The 14,494-nt window shown below is 72.7% G+C and carries 16 protein-coding genes and 1 tRNA gene; 7 read left to right on the plus strand and 10 right to left on the minus strand.

Annotated features, from left to right (window positions below):
• Positions 1–124: 124 nt before the first annotated feature.
• The 8 genes from def to C6376_RS03190 form a co-directional block, all read right to left on the minus strand.
• Positions 125–775: a peptide deformylase gene (gene def, locus C6376_RS03155; RefSeq protein ID WP_107441986.1), complete on the minus strand. Its 651-nt coding sequence runs from the start codon at positions 773–775 to the stop codon at positions 125–127.
• Between the two features lie 91 nt (positions 776–866).
• On the minus strand, positions 867–1,847 hold the full coding sequence (locus tag C6376_RS03160; RefSeq protein ID WP_107441987.1) for a hypothetical protein: 981 nt from the start codon (positions 1,845–1,847) through the stop codon (positions 867–869).
• A gap of 105 nt (positions 1,848–1,952) precedes the next feature.
• Positions 1,953–3,218: an HD-GYP domain-containing protein gene (locus C6376_RS03165; RefSeq protein ID WP_173985568.1), complete on the minus strand. Its 1,266-nt coding sequence runs from the start codon at positions 3,216–3,218 to the stop codon at positions 1,953–1,955.
• Positions 3,215–4,528 (minus strand): HD-GYP domain-containing protein, encoded by a 1,314-nt coding sequence (locus C6376_RS03170; RefSeq protein ID WP_107441988.1) that lies wholly within the window; start codon positions 4,526–4,528, stop codon positions 3,215–3,217. The genes C6376_RS03165 and C6376_RS03170 overlap by 4 nt, the downstream gene beginning before the upstream one ends.
• 158 nt (positions 4,529–4,686) lie before the next feature.
• Positions 4,687–4,998 (minus strand): mycothiol system anti-sigma-R factor, encoded by a 312-nt coding sequence (rsrA, locus tag C6376_RS03175; RefSeq protein WP_107441989.1) that lies wholly within the window; start codon positions 4,996–4,998, stop codon positions 4,687–4,689.
• A complete protein-coding gene (gene sigR / locus C6376_RS03180) occupies positions 4,995–5,690 on the minus strand; it encodes an RNA polymerase sigma factor SigR (protein ID WP_216825682.1) in 696 nt (231 codons plus the stop codon). Before sigR ends, rsrA begins: the two co-directional genes overlap by 4 nt.
• 304 nt (positions 5,691–5,994) lie before the next feature.
• The gene (locus C6376_RS03185; RefSeq protein WP_107448750.1) at positions 5,995–6,621 is read right to left on the minus strand and encodes an alpha/beta family hydrolase; all 627 of its coding nucleotides are present in this window, start codon (positions 6,619–6,621) and stop codon (positions 5,995–5,997) included.
• Between the two features lie 4 nt (positions 6,622–6,625).
• Positions 6,626–7,441, minus strand: a complete 816-nt coding sequence (locus C6376_RS03190; protein ID WP_107441991.1) for an SOS response-associated peptidase — start codon at positions 7,439–7,441, stop codon at positions 6,626–6,628.
• 99 nt (positions 7,442–7,540) lie between these two features.
• Here C6376_RS03190 and C6376_RS03195 point away from each other — a divergent pair, with 99 nt between their 5' ends.
• The 4 genes from C6376_RS03195 (at position 7,541) to C6376_RS03210 (ending at position 11,260) form a co-directional block, all read left to right on the plus strand.
• Positions 7,541–8,263, plus strand: coding sequence for a M50 family metallopeptidase (locus tag C6376_RS03195; protein WP_107441992.1), 723 nt, complete (start codon positions 7,541–7,543; stop codon positions 8,261–8,263).
• A 162-nt stretch (positions 8,264–8,425) separates the two neighbouring features.
• Positions 8,426–9,769: a 3-phosphoshikimate 1-carboxyvinyltransferase gene (gene aroA / locus C6376_RS03200; RefSeq protein ID WP_107441993.1), complete on the plus strand. Its 1,344-nt coding sequence runs from the start codon at positions 8,426–8,428 to the stop codon at positions 9,767–9,769.
• Between the two features lie 11 nt (positions 9,770–9,780).
• Positions 9,781–10,791, plus strand: coding sequence for a ribosome small subunit-dependent GTPase A (gene rsgA / locus C6376_RS03205; protein ID WP_107441994.1), 1,011 nt, complete (start codon positions 9,781–9,783; stop codon positions 10,789–10,791).
• Between the two features lie 145 nt (positions 10,792–10,936).
• On the plus strand, positions 10,937–11,260 hold the full coding sequence (locus tag C6376_RS03210) for a multidrug efflux SMR transporter (protein ID WP_062642293.1): 324 nt from the start codon (positions 10,937–10,939) through the stop codon (positions 11,258–11,260).
• A 211-nt stretch (positions 11,261–11,471) separates the two neighbouring features.
• Here C6376_RS03210 and C6376_RS03215 read toward each other — a convergent pair whose 3' ends face one another.
• A complete protein-coding gene (locus tag C6376_RS03215) occupies positions 11,472–12,083 on the minus strand; it encodes a TetR/AcrR family transcriptional regulator (protein WP_057584291.1) in 612 nt (203 codons plus the stop codon).
• 170 nt (positions 12,084–12,253) lie between these two features.
• Here C6376_RS03215 and hisN point away from each other — a divergent pair, with 170 nt between their 5' ends.
• The 3 genes from hisN to C6376_RS03230 all read left to right on the plus strand — a co-directional run bounded on the left by hisN (position 12,254) and on the right by C6376_RS03230 (position 14,141).
• Positions 12,254–13,054, plus strand: a complete 801-nt coding sequence (hisN, locus tag C6376_RS03220; RefSeq protein WP_107441995.1) for a histidinol-phosphatase — start codon at positions 12,254–12,256, stop codon at positions 13,052–13,054.
• Positions 13,055–13,212: 158 nt separating this feature from the next.
• Complete coding sequence (locus C6376_RS03225) at positions 13,213–13,605, plus strand: cyclic nucleotide-binding/CBS domain-containing protein (protein WP_107441996.1); 393 nt, start codon at positions 13,213–13,215, stop codon at positions 13,603–13,605.
• A gap of 116 nt (positions 13,606–13,721) precedes the next feature.
• Positions 13,722–14,141, plus strand: coding sequence for a Fur family transcriptional regulator (locus tag C6376_RS03230; RefSeq protein ID WP_107441997.1), 420 nt, complete (start codon positions 13,722–13,724; stop codon positions 14,139–14,141).
• A gap of 123 nt (positions 14,142–14,264) precedes the next feature.
• On the opposite strand, the gene C6376_RS03235 is transcribed toward C6376_RS03230, so the two are convergent.
• Positions 14,265–14,338: transfer RNA gene (locus tag C6376_RS03235), tRNA-Met, on the minus strand.
• Between the last annotated feature and the right edge of the window lie 156 nt (positions 14,339–14,494).

The following is a 14,494-nucleotide window of genomic DNA, read 5'->3' on the forward strand; positions in this document are numbered from 1 at the left end:
ACGCGACTGGTTACGGGCTCGCAGATGTGCAGTAGATGTGCGTAAGCGACCGAACATCCGTCGGACACACGAACGACGCCTGTCCGGAAGAAGTCCGGACAGGCGTCGTGTGCGCGGATGGGGCTCAACCGTTGGCGACCACGGGGTAACGGGGCTCGTTCTCGGCCATCTGCCGCAGCGCGTCCTTGCGTTCACGCTTGGAGAGACGGTCGATGTAGAGGTACCCGTAGAGGTGATCGGTCTCGTGCTGCAAACACCGTGCGAAGTACCCGGTGCCACGCACCCTGATCGGGTTGCCCCGCTCGTCCTGCCCCGTCACCTCGGCGTAGTCCGGACGGGCCAGCGGCGCGTAGGCGGTCGGCACCGACAGACAGCCCTCGTTGCTGTCGTCCAGCCGGCGCCGGTCCGCGGGCAGCTCGACGAGCTTCGGGTTGCAGACGACGCCGACGTGCCGCGCGCCCTCGTCGTCGGGGCAGTCGTAGACGAAGACCTTCAGGTCCACGCCGATCTGGTTGGCGGCCAGGCCCACGCCCTCCGCCGTGCGCTGCGAGGCGAACATGTCGGCCACCAGCTTCAGCAGCCCGTCGTCGAACTCGGTGACGTCCTTGCACTCCTTGTGGAGCACCGGGTTGCCGACGACCGTGATCGGCCGCGAGGCGCCGCGCTCACGGTGGGCCCGCTCGCGCTCCTCCGTGTCCTCGGTGTCGATGACGAAGCCCTCGTCGTCCACGGGGAGCACGCCCCCGTGCTGCTGATCGGTGTCCTGCTGCGCCATGACCGACGTATGCCTTCCTGACTGTGTCCTCCGAGGGCTGCCCTCGGACCCCCGCCCGGGGGTTTGTCGCTGATACAGGGTACGGGGACGGCTAACAGACCTCTTCCAGGTCCCGCCAGTCACGGGTGTCCGGGCTGTCGGCGACCCACCCGTCCAGCAGCCCGCGCACCAGCGAGGCGGGCGCGGCCACCCCGCACTCCCGTTCCGGCGCCCACAGCTGCCCGTCGGTCACGTGCCCCAGCGGGCCCGGGTGCCCCGGCTCACTGTGGTCGTGCGGGTCGAGGTGCTCGCCGTCCCCCTCGTCGGAGGGCATCCGGGACTCCGAGCACATCCGGCACAGCAGCCGTACCGAGGACGACCAGTCCTCCGCCGCGAAGCCCGCGTCGGCGGCCAGCTGCTCCAGGGCGTCCCGGTCCGCCTCGGAGGCCGCCTCCAGCAGGACCACCCAGGTCGGCACCGGGGACGGGGCCCACAGCTCGATCTCGTCGAAGACGGGATAGGAGTGGCCCGCGGAGGTGGTCCGCTCACCGTGCGGCACCCCGTCGTGCAGCACGACCTCGCCCCAGCGGCGCCCGGAGGACGGCAGCGGGATCGACAGCACCTCCATACGGGCGGGATCCAGCCGCCGGCCCCACACCACCTCGGCCTCGCCCTCGGGCGACAGCCGTACCGCCGCGCTGCCCAGCTCCATGCCGACGGGCTCGCCCGCGCCCGTGGCCTCGCCCGGCACGTGCAGCCCGTACGCCTGCCAGGCGCGGCGGGCCAGCGGCCAGTCCTGCAGGGCGGTGGCGGCGATGCCGACGTTCCACCAGTCGGGGGCCCCGGCCTCCCGGTCGAGCAGCGCCACCGCGCGCAGCCCGGCCGTGCGGGCCTGCTCCCAGTCGTGCCGGAACTTGTGCAGCAGGGCGAGGTTGAACCAGGACTCGGAAAGCCAGGGTTCCAGGTCGGCGGCGCGCGTCAGGAGCGCGCCCGCGTCCTCGTACCGCCCGTCGCCGATCAGCGTGAACGCGCGGTCGGTGGCCTGCCGCCAGGAGGCGGAGGGCCGGTGCCGTCCCTTGCCGAAGATCCTCACGATTCCCGCCTGCCGGTTCCGTTCTGTGGGCTGGCCAGTGCCCCCGGACACTCTCTCCCTCGCATCCAACCACGTGTGGCCGGAAGGCCGCTCATTACCCATGGGTTACCCACCCACGGGCAGGGTCAGACCCGTCCTCGAAAGCACCCTGGCCAGCGCCTCCACCACCTCGGGCGCGTACTCCCGGCCGGTGCCGAGGCGCAGCTCCTCCAGGGCGGTGAGAGGTCCGTCGGGACCGCTGCCCCGCACCCTCTCCTCGTATGCGTTCACCGCCCGGACGATGCGGGCGGCCACCGGTTGCTCCGGGTAGGGGTCGGCCTGCCGCTCGACGACCGTCGCCACCTGGGCGCTCACACCGGTCTGGCGGACGACGGCTCCGCCGAGCAGCGCGATCCGCCGCTGCTCGGCCGCCGGCAGTCCGGCCGTGGCCCCCGCCGGAACCGGGTCGACGAGGCTGAGCTGCCCGATGTCGTGCATCAGCGCCGCGTACTCCAGGACGGTCAGCTCGGGCTCCGGCAGCCGCAGGTCCCGGCCCACCGCCTGGCTGAGATCGGCGACCCGGCGGGCGTGCCCGGGCGGGGTGTACCCGGCGATCTCGGTGGCCCGGGCGAGACAGGCGATGGTCTGCCGATAGGTGCCGCGGACGGCCGCGTAGCGGCGCAGGGACAGCTGGGTGAGCAGCAGCGGCACCGAGAACACCGGGAGCGCCCACAACCCGACGACGGCCACCGCGAGCGCCATCACCGCACCGGTCGCGCAGACCGCCGACCAGATCCCGGGCACCGCCCGCAGCTCGTCATGCAGCAGCGGGGCGAACGGCCATCCGGTGCGGGAGCAGGCGATGGCGGCCGCGACCACCGCGTCGCACAGGACGGTCAGGACCAGCAGCGCGAGCAGCATCAGCGCGTACGCGGGGCCGCTCCAGCCGTCGAAGGCCCCGCGGTTGTACAGGGGCTGGAAACAGACGGCGGCGAACCCGACGGCCAGCACGCGCCGGACCAGGTGGTCGAGGACGGACCCCTGCCCGCGGGCCAGCTGGGGCACGCTGCCCAGCAGGGAGGCGGCCGCGACCACCGCCACGACCTGCGCCACCCCGTGGTGCGTGGGATGCCCGGCGTGCTCCCCGAGCAGCGCGTACGAAAGGGACCCGGCGGCGCCGAGCGGCGCGGTCTCGCGCAGACCGGGCCCGCTCACCGGGCCGGGGCGGAGCCGGGAGCGCGCAAGAGCAGGCTCGCCGAGGGCCACGAGGATCCCGAAGGCGAGCGCGACGGGGCGCTCCCGCAGGCCCGCCAGGAACGTGACGAGGAGGGCGCCGGTGGCCAGCAGTGCGGCGGCCGCGTAGAGGGCGGCCAGGGCGCGGCGGGAGGTCACCGACGCGCCCTCGAGCGGTCGTCGGGAGTCGGGGCGGGGGCGGGCACACCGGGCCGGGTCTCCTCGGCGGTCACCACCGGGTGCCAGCCGTCCCGGCCGACGACCCGGGTCAGCGCGTTGACCATCCGGGGGTCGAAGTGCGAGCCCGCACACCGCCGCAGCTCCTCGAGGGCCGCCTCCACGGGCCTGGCCCGGCTGTAGGAGCGGGTGGAGGTCATCGCGTCGAAGGCGTCCGCCACGGCGACCACCCGCGCGGGCTCCGGGATCTGACCGCCCGCCAGTCCGTAGGGATAGCCGCTGCCGTCGATGCGCTCGTGGTGGTGGAGGATCGCCGAACGCGCCTCGCCGAGGAAGGAGATGCCCCGGGTGATCTCATGCCCGTACTCGGGGTGCAGCTCGATCACCCGGCGCTCTTCGGGCGTCAGCGGCCCGTCCTTGCGCAACAGCCGGGTGGGCACGCCCAGTTTGCCGACGTCGTGCAGGATGCCGGCGAACCGGAGCACCTCGATGCGGTGCTCGTCCATGCCGAGTTCGCGCCCGATCATCATGGAGGCCTGGCCGACGCGTTCGCTGTGGCCGCGCGTGTAGCCGTCCTTGAGGTCGACGGCCTGCACCAGGGCGCGGATGGTCGCCTGGTGGGCGGCGCGTTCACGGTGGTACTGGGCGAACACCCACCAGGACACCGCCACCGGGAAGAGCACCAGCAGCGCCGCGACCGGGCCGTACCTGCTGCTCCACAGCACGGCCGTCATCAGTCCGGCGAGGCCGTGCACGGCGACCGGGGCGAGGGAGCGCAGGAACAGCCCCTGGCAGACCGCCCGCAGCGGGAGCCCCTCGGCGAGCGCCAGCATCCCGCCGTCCAGGAGAGCGAGCGCGGCGCAGAACACCAGCACCGCCGCGCCCGCCGGCAGGAGCGCGGGCGGCAGGTCGGAGCCGGCCACGGCCTCGCGCCCGCCGAGCGTCCCGTGCGTCCGCGCCGCCAGCCACACGGCGAGCGACGACTCGGCGGCCCGCCAGACGCGGCGCAGCAGGAAGGGGCGCTGCTCGACGTGTGAGAACAGCGCGCCGGGCAGCGCGACGAGGGCGGCCGCGGACGGCGCCAGCAGGAAGGCCCCGGCGAGCAGTACGGGATGGAGCGTGGCGGCGAATCTGCGCCGGGCGACCTGCTCGCCCGCCGCGTACACCGCGGCCAGCAGGGCGACGGCCCACCAGGGCGTCCGCGGGCCGGGGAGGGAGAGGAGCGTGCACAGGAGCGCGCCGAGGGCGACACAGGCGACGTAACCGCGTGCCCGCGCCGGAATTCCCTCCATGGCCACTCCCCCAGCCGTGCCTGTCCGGGCTCAGGAGCCTAGGACGGCCGGGGGTGGTTCCACGGGCGTATCACCCGCGGATTAGCACATTCGGGTGACGGCGGCGCTCTCCGGGCCCGATGTCCAACGACGGTGGGCGAGCACTCGGGCCTGGCGCGTCAGGACTCCTGGGGAGTCGCCGACGTGGTGGCCACGTCATGCTCGGGGACGGCCTGGCCGGAGCGGATCAGGTCGATCCGGCCCATGACCTTGGCGCGCAGGTCGGTCGGCACGTCGTCGTGTCCGCAGCACCGCTTGACCAGCTTCTTCACGGCCTCTTCCAGCCCGTACTTCTCGAGGCAGGGCGAGCACTCCTCGAAGTGGTGCTGGAACTTGTCCCGGTCGAGAGGAGGCATCTCGCTGTCGAGATACTCGTACAGGTGGTCGAGGACCTCACTGCAGTCCGTCTCGTGCGGATCTCCGCAGCTCATGAGCCCGAACCTTTCACTTCGTTCGACTCTCCGGCGCCGGCCGGGACCAGTCCGCGCTCGCGGGCGTAGTCCTCGAGCATGCCGCGCAGTTGACGGCGGCCCCGGTGCAGCCGGGACATCACCGTGCCGATGGGTGTCCCCATGATGTCCGCGATCTCCTTGTACGCAAAGCCTTCTACGTCCGCGAGATACACGGCGATCCGGAACTCCTCCGGAATGGCCTGAAGCGCTGCCTTCACGTCCGAGTCGGGCAGGTGGTCCAGCGCCTGCGACTCGGCTGAGCGCAGACCCGTGGACATGTGCGACTCGGCGCGCGCCAGCTGCCAGTCCTCGATCTCCTCGGCCGCGCTGCGCTGGGGTTCGCGCTGCTTCTTGCGGTACGAGTTGATGAAGGTGTTGGTGAGGATCCGGTAGAGCCAGGCCTTGAGGTTGGTGCCCTCCCGGAACTGGTGGAAGGACGCGTACGCCTTGGCGTAGGTCTCCTGCACCAGGTCCTCGGCGTCCGCCGGGTTGCGCGTCATGCGCAGGGCCGCCGAGTACATCTGGTCGAGGAACTCGAGCGCGTCCCGCTCGAAGCGCGCACTGCGCTCCGCGGTGGACTCCACACCCGTCTCCCCGCTCACACCCTGGCCCTCGGGCAGCTCCGCCTGGCCGTTGTCGGTCCCTGCGTCGGTACCGGTGACCGGACCCACCTCCTCAAGATCGCGGGCAGAATCGAAACCGATCCCACTCGAATCGGAGGATAGACGACTACCCGTGCCTGCCGCCGCTCGAACAGGAGCGATCTTGGCCGCGTGCAGCACCGTCCAGTCGAGGTCGGTACGGCTCGGGCAGATGGTCGAACCCATGCGGAGGACTTCCTCTCCCACTGACGTCGGTGCCGGATGTTCAGCACTTCTGTCCGCCTCAACAGCGAGGCCGCCCTCCGCATTCCCCGCACGCCGCCCGCAGCACGCGGCGACCGGCACGCAGCGCTCGGCATGCGGCACTCGGCACTCAGCCGAGCGAGCCGATCCACCGCACGACCGATTCGGTGACGGTCTCCAGCGCCTGCTCCCCGGTCGCGGGGGCCCGTTTCGGCACGGCGAAACCGTGATCGCCGTACGGCACCTCGACGAGCTCGTACGGGCCCGCGGGGAACTCCTCCGGCCTGCCGAACGGATCGTTGCCGCCCTGGACGACGAGGGTGGGCGCCCCCGCGCCGAGCAGTTCCCCGGCGCGGGACTTCTCCGGCTTCCCGGGCGGGTGCAGCGGAAACCCGAGCGCGAGCACCGCGTGGGCGCCGAGTTCGGCGGCGGTGCGGCAGGCCACCCGGGCCCCCGCCGACCGGCCGCCGGAGATCACCGGCACCCCGGACGCTCCGACGGCCGGCCAGATCCCGCGCCAGCCGACGTCGAGGGTCTTCGGAGCGGTCGCGACCTTCTTGCCGGCCACCCGCCAGGGCTGTTCGACCAGGGCCACGCTCACCCCGTGGCCGGGCAGCACGGCGGCGAGCGCCTGCAGGTCGCGGGCTTCGACGCCGCCGCCCGCCCCATGGCCGACAGCGAGGACGAAGGCCGGCTTGCGGGCCCGGTGCCAGGTGATGCGGGCGGTCCCCGCGTCGGTCTCCACAATTTCGGTGATCACGTCAGAAGAGTGTGCCCTCCTCGGGCCCCTCCAGCTCCTTCAGCAGCTCCGCGCCGTTGTTGCGGACGTTGCTGACGGCCGTGGAGACCGGGTAGGCGCGCATCAGCCCCTCCGCCGGCGGCTCCAGGAGTGTGCGCAGGGCGTCGACGTCGGTCCGCGCCGGATCGAGCCAGGCGTCCCAGCGGTCGGGGGTGAGCATCAGGGGCATCCGGGGGTGGATGTCGGCGAGGGCGTACGGGCCGTCGGCGGGGGCCACGGCGAGCGGGGAGGCCTCCGCCTCGGTGGTGATCACCGAGCACGTCGCCCACCAGGCCTGCGGGTGGTCGTCGGGCAGGGTCCGGTCCCGCCAGAACTCGTAGAGCCCGGCCATCGCGAAGACCGAGCCGTCGGCCGGGAGCACGAAATAGGGCTGCTTGCGCGGCCGCTTCTTCTTCCCCTCGACCTCGAGATCCCGCTCCTGGACGCCGGTCACCCACTCGTAGTAGCCGTCGGCGGGCAGGATGCAGCGCCGGGCGGCGAAGGCACGACGGTACGACGGCTTCTCGTGCACCGTCTCCGCGCGCGCGTTGATCATCCGGGCGCCGCCCTCGGGCGTCTTCGCCCAGGACGGCACCAGCCCCCATTTCAGCCTGCGCAGCTGACGAACCGGGCGCTTGTCGTCGGCGTCCCTCACAGGACGGTCGAGAACGGCGTAGACCTCCTTGGTCGGCGCCACGTTGTAGTCGGGCTCCAGGCCCTCCTCGGGCTCCCACTTCTCGACCTCGAAGATTCCTGCGAGTTCCTCGGGCCCACGACTGGCTGCATACCGTCCGCACATACGTGCCACACTGCCAGGCCGACCCGTCACCCGGCCACCACCACCCGGCCCGGCGCCACGCGCCGATCCGCGCTTCACGAGAGGGAGCCACCCCCGACCATGGACAGCCTCGCCGCCCTCGCGCTGCCCGACCTGTGGGACCGTCTCGTCGGCACCCAGACCGACCCCGACCTGTGGGTGGTGATCGCCACCGCGGTGGCGGCGCTCGCGGTCGTCGTGCCGCACCGCCTCTGGCGGGTCTCCCGCAACGCGATCACCATCGCCCACGAGGGCGGCCACGGCCTGGTCGCGCTGCTGACCGGCCGTCAACTCACCGGGATACGGCTGCACTCCGACACCAGCGGTCTCACCCTCAGCCGGGGCAAGCCGCACGGCCTCGGCATGATCCTCACCGCTGCCGCCGGCTACCCCGCTCCCCCACTGCTCGGCCTGGGCGGCGCCGCCCTGCTGGGCGCCGGCCGCATCACTCTGCTGCTCTGGGTGGCGACGGCCCTGCTGCTGGCGATGCTGGTGATGATCCGCAACGCCTACGGCGCCCTGACGGTCGTCCTCACGGGCGGCGCCTTCCTGCTCGTGTCCTGGCTGGCGGGCCCGCAGGTGCAGGCGGCGTTCGCGTACGCGGTGGTGTGGTTCCTGCTGCTGGGCGGGGTCCGTCCGGCGTTCGAGCTGCAGGCGAAGCGGTCCGGCGGCGGGGCCGGGGACTCCGACGCGGACCAGCTCTCGCGGCTGACCCACGTACCGGCCGGCCTGTGGCTGTTCCTCTTCCACGCGGTGAGCCTGTGCGCGCTGCTGGGCGGGGGCAGGTGGCTGCTGGGCCTGTAGGCGGCGGCCCGCGCCGCCCGCGGACCACTGACCGAGGCAGGGCCGCCCGGCTGCGGCCCCGGCGCGCGGCGCGGCACGGTGGACCCGCGCGGCACGGCGCGCGCCGGTAGTGGCGCGCCGGCGCCCGAACGACGGCCTCCCGAGTTCATTAGAGTGGAGTCCATGGCCCCGAACCCCGCCCACACCGCCCTCTGGCCCGCCCCGCACGCGAGCGAGGCCGTCGACGCGACGGTCCACGTGCCGGGGTCGAAGTCCGTCACCAACCGCGCGCTGGTGCTGGCCGCCCTGGCCTCCGAGCCCGGCTGGCTGCGCCGCCCGCTGCGCTCCCGCGACACCCTGCTGATGGCCGACGCCCTGCGGGCCATGGGCGTCGAGATCGAGGAGACGGTGTCGTCCAGCTCCACCGGCGGCGCGGGGAACCCCGACCGCGCGGGCGAGGCGTGGCGGGTGCTGCCCGACGGCCTGCGCGGCCCGGCCACGGTGGACGTCGGCAACGCGGGCACCGTGATGCGCTTCCTGCCGCCGGTCGCCGCCCTCGCCGACGGACCGGTCCGGTTCGACGGCGACCCGCGGTCCTACGAGCGTCCCCTGCACGGCGTCATCGACGCGCTGCGCGTCCTCGGCGCCCGCATCGACGACGACGGCCGCGGATCGCTGCCGCTGACCGTGCACGGCGGCGGCGCGCTGGACGGCGGTCCGGTGGAGATCGACGCCTCGTCCTCGTCCCAGTTCGTGTCGGCCCTGCTGCTGTCGGGGCCGCGCTTCAACCAGGGGGTGGAGGTCCGGCACATCGGCTCCTCGCTGCCCTCGCTGCCGCACATCCGCATGACGGTCGACATGCTGCGCGCGGTCGGCGCCCAGGTGGACACCCCGGAGTCGGGCGGCGAGCCGAACGTCTGGCGGGTCACGCCCGGCGCCCTGCTGGGCCGGGACCTCACGATCGAGCCGGATCTGTCCAACGCCCAGCCGTTCCTGGCCGCGGCGCTGGTCACCGGCGGCCGGGTGCTGATCCCGGACTGGCCGTCCCGCACCACCCAACCGGGTGACCGGCTGCGCGAGATCTTCACCGAGATGGGCGGTTCCTGCGAACTGGCCGACTACGGCCTGGTCTTCACCGGCTCGGGCTCGATCCACGGCATCGACGTGGATCTGGGCGACGTCGGCGAGCTGACGCCGGGCGTCGCGGCGGTCGCCGCCCTCGCGGACTCCCCGTCCACCCTGCGCGGCGTCTCCCACCTGCGGCTGCACGAGACCGACCGGCTGGCCGCGCTCACCAAGGAGATCAACGAGCTGGGCGGGGACGTCACGGAGACCGCCGACGGTCTGCACATCCGTCCGCGCCCGCTGCACGGCGGGATCTTCCACACCTACGACGACCACCGCATGGCGACGGCCGGCGCGATCATCGGCCTGGCCGTGGAGGGCGTGCGGATCGAGAACGTGGCGACGACCGCGAAGACCATGCCGGACTTCCCGGAACTGTGGACCGGGATGCTCGGGGCGTAGGGACTTCTGCCATGCGCCGCTACGGCAAGCACACCGACGAGGACGACATCCGCAGCCGCCCCAACCGCAAGGGCAACCGGCCTCGGACCCATATCCGCCCCAAGCACGAGGACTCCGTCGAGGGGATGGTCCTCACCGTCGACCGGGGCCGGCTGACCTGCCTGGTCGAGGACCGGATCGTCCTGGCGATGAAGGCCCGCGAGCTGGGCCGCAAGGCGGCGGTGGTGGGCGACCGGGTCGCCCTGGTCGGCGACCTGTCGGGCACGAAGGACACCCTGGCCCGGATCGTCCGCATCGGCGAGCGCACATCGGTGCTCCGCCGCACCGCGGACGACGACGACCCGTACGAGCGTGTCGTCGTCGCCAACGCCGACCAGCTGGCCGTCGTCACCGCGCTGGCCGACCCGGAGCCCCGCCCCCGTCTGATCGACCGCTGTCTCGTCGCGGCCTTCGACGGCGGCCTGACCCCCCTGCTGGTCATGACGAAGTCGGACCTCGCCTCACCGGACAAGCTGCTGGAGCTGTACGGCCACCTCGACATCCCCTACGTCGTCACCAGCCGTGACGAGCTGGAGAACGGCGCCGCGGCGGACGTGGTGCGCGAGCATCTGGCCGGGCGGATCACGGCGTTCGTCGGTCACTCCGGCGTCGGCAAGACGACGCTGGTCAACGCGCTGGTCCCCGAGGAGCGGCGGCGGGTGACAGGCCGTGTGAACGCGGTGACCGGACGCGGCCGCCACACCACGACCTCGGCGCTGGCCCTGCCGCTGGCGGGCACGGACGACTGGGTGATCGACACTCCGGGCGTGCGGTCCTTCGGTCTGCACCACGTCGACCCGTCCCGGGTGATCCTCGCCTTCCCCGACCTGGTGCCGGGCACCGAGGGCTGCCCGCGCGCGTGCAGTCACGACGAACCGGACTGCGCGCTGGACGCCTGGGTGGCCGACGGCCACGCCGACCCGGCGCGGCTGTACTCACTGCGCCGGCTGCTCGCCACGCGCGAGCGCACGGAGGGCGACTGATCCGTCGGCCGGACCGTCGGCGGGCCGCGACACTGACGCCCCGTCACGCTCACGGCTGACCACCGCGTTGTTTGCGTCGGCCCGGGGCCGGTAAGTGCATAATCGCACCGAGCCGGACCGGGCCGGTCAAACGGAGGGACAGCACATGGCGTGGCTGCTGGTCGTCGTGGCCGGACTGCTCGAGACCGGTTTCGCCGTCTGCCTCAAGCTGTCCCACGGCTTCACGAGGCTCTGGCCGACCATCGCCTTCTGCGCCTTCGCCCTGGGAAGCTTCGGTCTGCTGACCCTGTCGCTGAAGAAGCTCGACGTGGGCCCCGCCTACGCGGTGTGGACGGGCATCGGCGCGGCCGGTACCGCCATCTACGGCATGGTCTTCCTGGGCGACCTGGTGTCGACGCTGAAGCTGGTCTCCATCAGCCTGGTGATCATAGGAGTGATCGGGCTGCAGCTGTCGGGGTCGGCGCACTAGCTGTTCCAGCCATGGCCGGGCCGCCCCCGGCGGCGGGCACATCGGGGCCGGGACAGGCCTCCGACGCCCTCGTCCTGCACGGTCCGGTTCCTGCACGGTCCGGTTCCTGCACGGTCCGGTTCCTGCACGGTCCGGTTCCTGCACGGTCCGGTTCCTGCACGGTCCGGTTCCTGCACGGTCCGGTTCCTGGCCGGTCCGGTTCCTGGCCGGTCTAGTTCCTGGACGGTCGCTGCAGGGCGCCCCGCACCAGGTCGGCGACCCCGTCCTCCCCCGGCGGAGGCGCGGCGACGCAGGACAGCGCGAGACGGACGGCGAGTTCGGAGCAGCGGGCCAGGTCGGCCGCGTCGGCGCGGACGGCGCCGGGACCGGAGAGCACGGCGACGGCCCGGTCGCGGACGGCGCCCACGAGGTCGGCGGGTGAGGGCAGCGGCCCGTCCGCCCGCCGCTGGGCCGGCACGGCGGAGGAGGACGGCACCGCCGAGAGCGTCGGTGAGGGCAGCCGTTCGCTCCAGAACCCGGTGAGGACGGCCCGTACCAGGACGTTCTCGCGGGCGGCCGAGGCGGTCCACTCGGCGGTGGCGGCGAGCCGCTCGCGGATGTCGCCGTGCGCGGCGAGCGCGCGCTCGACCCCGGCGAGGTATCCGTCGGCCTCGCGCCTGACCAGGGCCCGGGCCAGACCCTCCTTGCTGCCGAACTCGTTGTACAGCGTCTGCCTGGACACCCCGGCGGACGCCGCGACGTCCACCATCCGCACCGCGGCCCACGGCCGTAGCGCCAGCGCCTCGAAGGCGGCGTCCAGTAGGGATTCCCGCGCTGCAGGCATCGTCGCCTCCCGGAAGCGAGTGGCTCTGCGCCCAGGTTTGACGCGCACGGCTGCACTGTCAAGGGTGGCGGAGGCACCGGACGGCGATCGGGCCTCCGCCTGCCGCCCCAGGGCCGCCCGCCGCCGCCCCCTGTGGCCCCTGCTCGGCTTGGCCGGATACGGTTCGTCCCATGCCGGACTACCTGGACGACCTCCGCCTCGCGCACGTCCTCGCGGACGCCGCCGACGCCGCGACCATGGCCCGTTTCAAGGCCCTCGACCTCAAGGTCGAGACCAAACCGGACATGACCCCGGTGAGCGAGGCCGACAAGGCCGCCGAGGAGCTCATCCGGGGCCATCTCCAGCGCGCCCGTCCCCGGGACGCGGTCCTGGGCGAGGAGTACGGCGTCGAGGGCACCGGTCCCCGCCGCTGGGTGATCGACCCGATCGACGGCACGAAGAACTACGTCCGGGGCGTGCCCGTCTGGGCCACCCTGATCTCCCTGACGGAGGCGGGCGAGGGCGGCTACCAGCCCGTCGTCGGCCTCGTCTCCGCGCCGGCGCTGGGCCGCCGCTGGTGGGCCGCGAAGGGGCACGGCGCGTTCAGCGGCCGCAGCCTCTCCTCCGCGAGCCGGCTGCACGTCTCGCGCGTCTCGCGGATCTCCGACGCCTCCTTCGCGTACTCCTCGCTGAGCGGCTGGGAGGATCGCGGGCTGCTGAACGGCTTCCTCGACCTGACCCGCGACGTGTGGCGCACGCGCGCGTACGGCGACTTCTGGCCGTACATGATGGTCGCCGAGGGCTCGGTCGATCTGTGCGCCGAACCCGAGCTCTCCCTCTGGGACATGGCGGCCAACGCGATCATCGTGACGGAGGCGGGCGGCGCCTTCACCGGCCTCGACGGCCGCCCGGGCCCGCACAGCGGCAACGCTGCCGCCTCGAACGGTCTCCTCCACGACGAGCTGCTGGGCTACCTCGAGCATCGCTACTGAAGCGCGCCCGCGCCGCACGGGTGAGCGCGCGCGCCCTCAATCGGCAGCGCGCGCCCTCTTGTTGACCCCCGCTTTACCTGCCACGCTGACAGCACCCCCACTTGTGAACTTGTGAATCCATGAACGATCCGTGGATTCTTAGGAGGTGGCATCAGCCCATGCTCGTCCGCGACGCCATGAGCACGGTGGTCCTGACCATCGGCCCCGCACACACCCTCCGTCAGGCCGCCGCCCTGATGGCCGCCCGCCGCGTCGGCGCGGCGGTGGTCCTGGATCCCGACGCCGGCGGCATCGGGATCCTCACCGAGCGGGACATCCTCAACTCCGTGGGCCTCGGCCAGGACCCGGACATCGAACGCACCCACGCCCACACCACCGACGACGTCGTCTTCGCCGCCCCGACCTGGACCCTGGAGGAGGCGGCCCGGGCGATGGCCCACGGCGGCTTCCGCCACCTGATCGTCCTCGACCACGGCGGACCGGCCGGCATCGTCTCGGTCCGCGACATCATCCGCTGCTGGGCGCCGGCCCGACAGGAGGTACCCGTCTGAGCACGGAGCGCGCTCGACCCACTCGGGAAACACTCACTGGAATCCGTCCAAGTCCGTCTAGGATCCAAAGTCACACTCGTTCGGGACCTGGTCCGGTCGACTGTTAGGCTGAATCCATGAGTGACCTTCTGGAACGGCTGCGCGGACGCGGCTGGCGGATGACCGCACAGCGACGCGTCGTGGCCGAGGTACTCGAGGGCGATCACGTCCATCTGACGGCCGACGAGGTGCACGCGAGAGCGGTGCTCAGGCTGCCCGAGATCTCCCGGGCGACCGTCTACAACACCCTCGGCGAACTGGTCTTGCTCGGCGAGGTGCTCGAGGTGGCCACCGACAAGCGCGCCAAGCGGTACGACCCGAACGCCCACCGTCCGCACCATCACCTGGTGTGCGCCCGCTGCGGCGCCATCAAGGACGTCCATCCGGGCGGCAACCCGCTGGCCGACCTCCCCGACTCTGAGCGCTTCGGCTTCACCGTGTCGGACGTCGAGGTGACCTACCGCGGCATCTGCCCGAACTGCGCTGCCGCCGCCTGACCCGCACCCCACCGGAGCCCCGGCCCCCTGACGGGAGGCCGGGGCCACCACCGCGACCGCACACCGTGACGACGAAACGCCCGAGGGCCGGAACCCTTTCGGATTCCGGCCCTCGGCCTTCAGTAGCGGGGACAGGATTTGAACCTGCGACCTCTGGGTTATGAGCCCAGCGAGCTACCGAGCTGCTCCACCCCGCGTCGGTGAACCCCACGTTACGTGAAGGGCGACGACGAAGGCAAATCAATACGCCGGCCACCTGTCCGCCCAGGTCAGCGGGGTCGGCGGGCCGCCCCCGCTGGATCCACGGAACGCCGGCGAGGCCCTGGGCGGGGATCCTCGACAGGCCGGCAGGA

Source organism: Streptomyces sp. P3, assembly GCF_003032475.1.
GTDB lineage: Bacteria > Actinomycetota > Actinomycetes > Streptomycetales > Streptomycetaceae > Streptomyces.

What these genes read in the sequence shown, in the direction of transcription:
- aroA (WP_107441993.1), top strand. Translation starts at nt 8,426, where the DNA reads ATGGCCCCGAACCCCGCCCACACCGCCCTCTGGCCCGCCCCGCACGCG.
- C6376_RS03210 (WP_062642293.1), top strand. Translation starts at nt 10,937, where the DNA reads ATGGCGTGGCTGCTGGTCGTCGTGGCCGGACTGCTCGAGACCGGTTTC.
- C6376_RS03170 (WP_107441988.1), bottom strand. Translation starts at nt 4,528, where the DNA reads ATGGAGGGAATTCCGGCGCGGGCACGCGGTTACGTCGCCTGTGTCGCC.
- def (WP_107441986.1), bottom strand. Translation starts at nt 775, where the DNA reads ATGGCGCAGCAGGACACCGATCAGCAGCACGGGGGCGTGCTCCCCGTG.
- C6376_RS03190 (WP_107441991.1), bottom strand. Translation starts at nt 7,441, where the DNA reads ATGTGCGGACGGTATGCAGCCAGTCGTGGGCCCGAGGAACTCGCAGGA.
- C6376_RS03195 (WP_107441992.1), top strand. Translation starts at nt 7,541, where the DNA reads ATGGACAGCCTCGCCGCCCTCGCGCTGCCCGACCTGTGGGACCGTCTC.
- hisN (WP_107441995.1), top strand. Translation starts at nt 12,254, where the DNA reads ATGCCGGACTACCTGGACGACCTCCGCCTCGCGCACGTCCTCGCGGAC.
- C6376_RS03215 (WP_057584291.1), bottom strand. Translation starts at nt 12,083, where the DNA reads ATGCCTGCAGCGCGGGAATCCCTACTGGACGCCGCCTTCGAGGCGCTG.
- rsgA (WP_107441994.1), top strand. Translation starts at nt 9,781, where the DNA reads ATGCGCCGCTACGGCAAGCACACCGACGAGGACGACATCCGCAGCCGC.
- rsrA (WP_107441989.1), bottom strand. Translation starts at nt 4,998, where the DNA reads ATGAGCTGCGGAGATCCGCACGAGACGGACTGCAGTGAGGTCCTCGAC.
- C6376_RS03225 (WP_107441996.1), top strand. Translation starts at nt 13,213, where the DNA reads ATGCTCGTCCGCGACGCCATGAGCACGGTGGTCCTGACCATCGGCCCC.
- C6376_RS03230 (WP_107441997.1), top strand. Translation starts at nt 13,722, where the DNA reads ATGAGTGACCTTCTGGAACGGCTGCGCGGACGCGGCTGGCGGATGACC.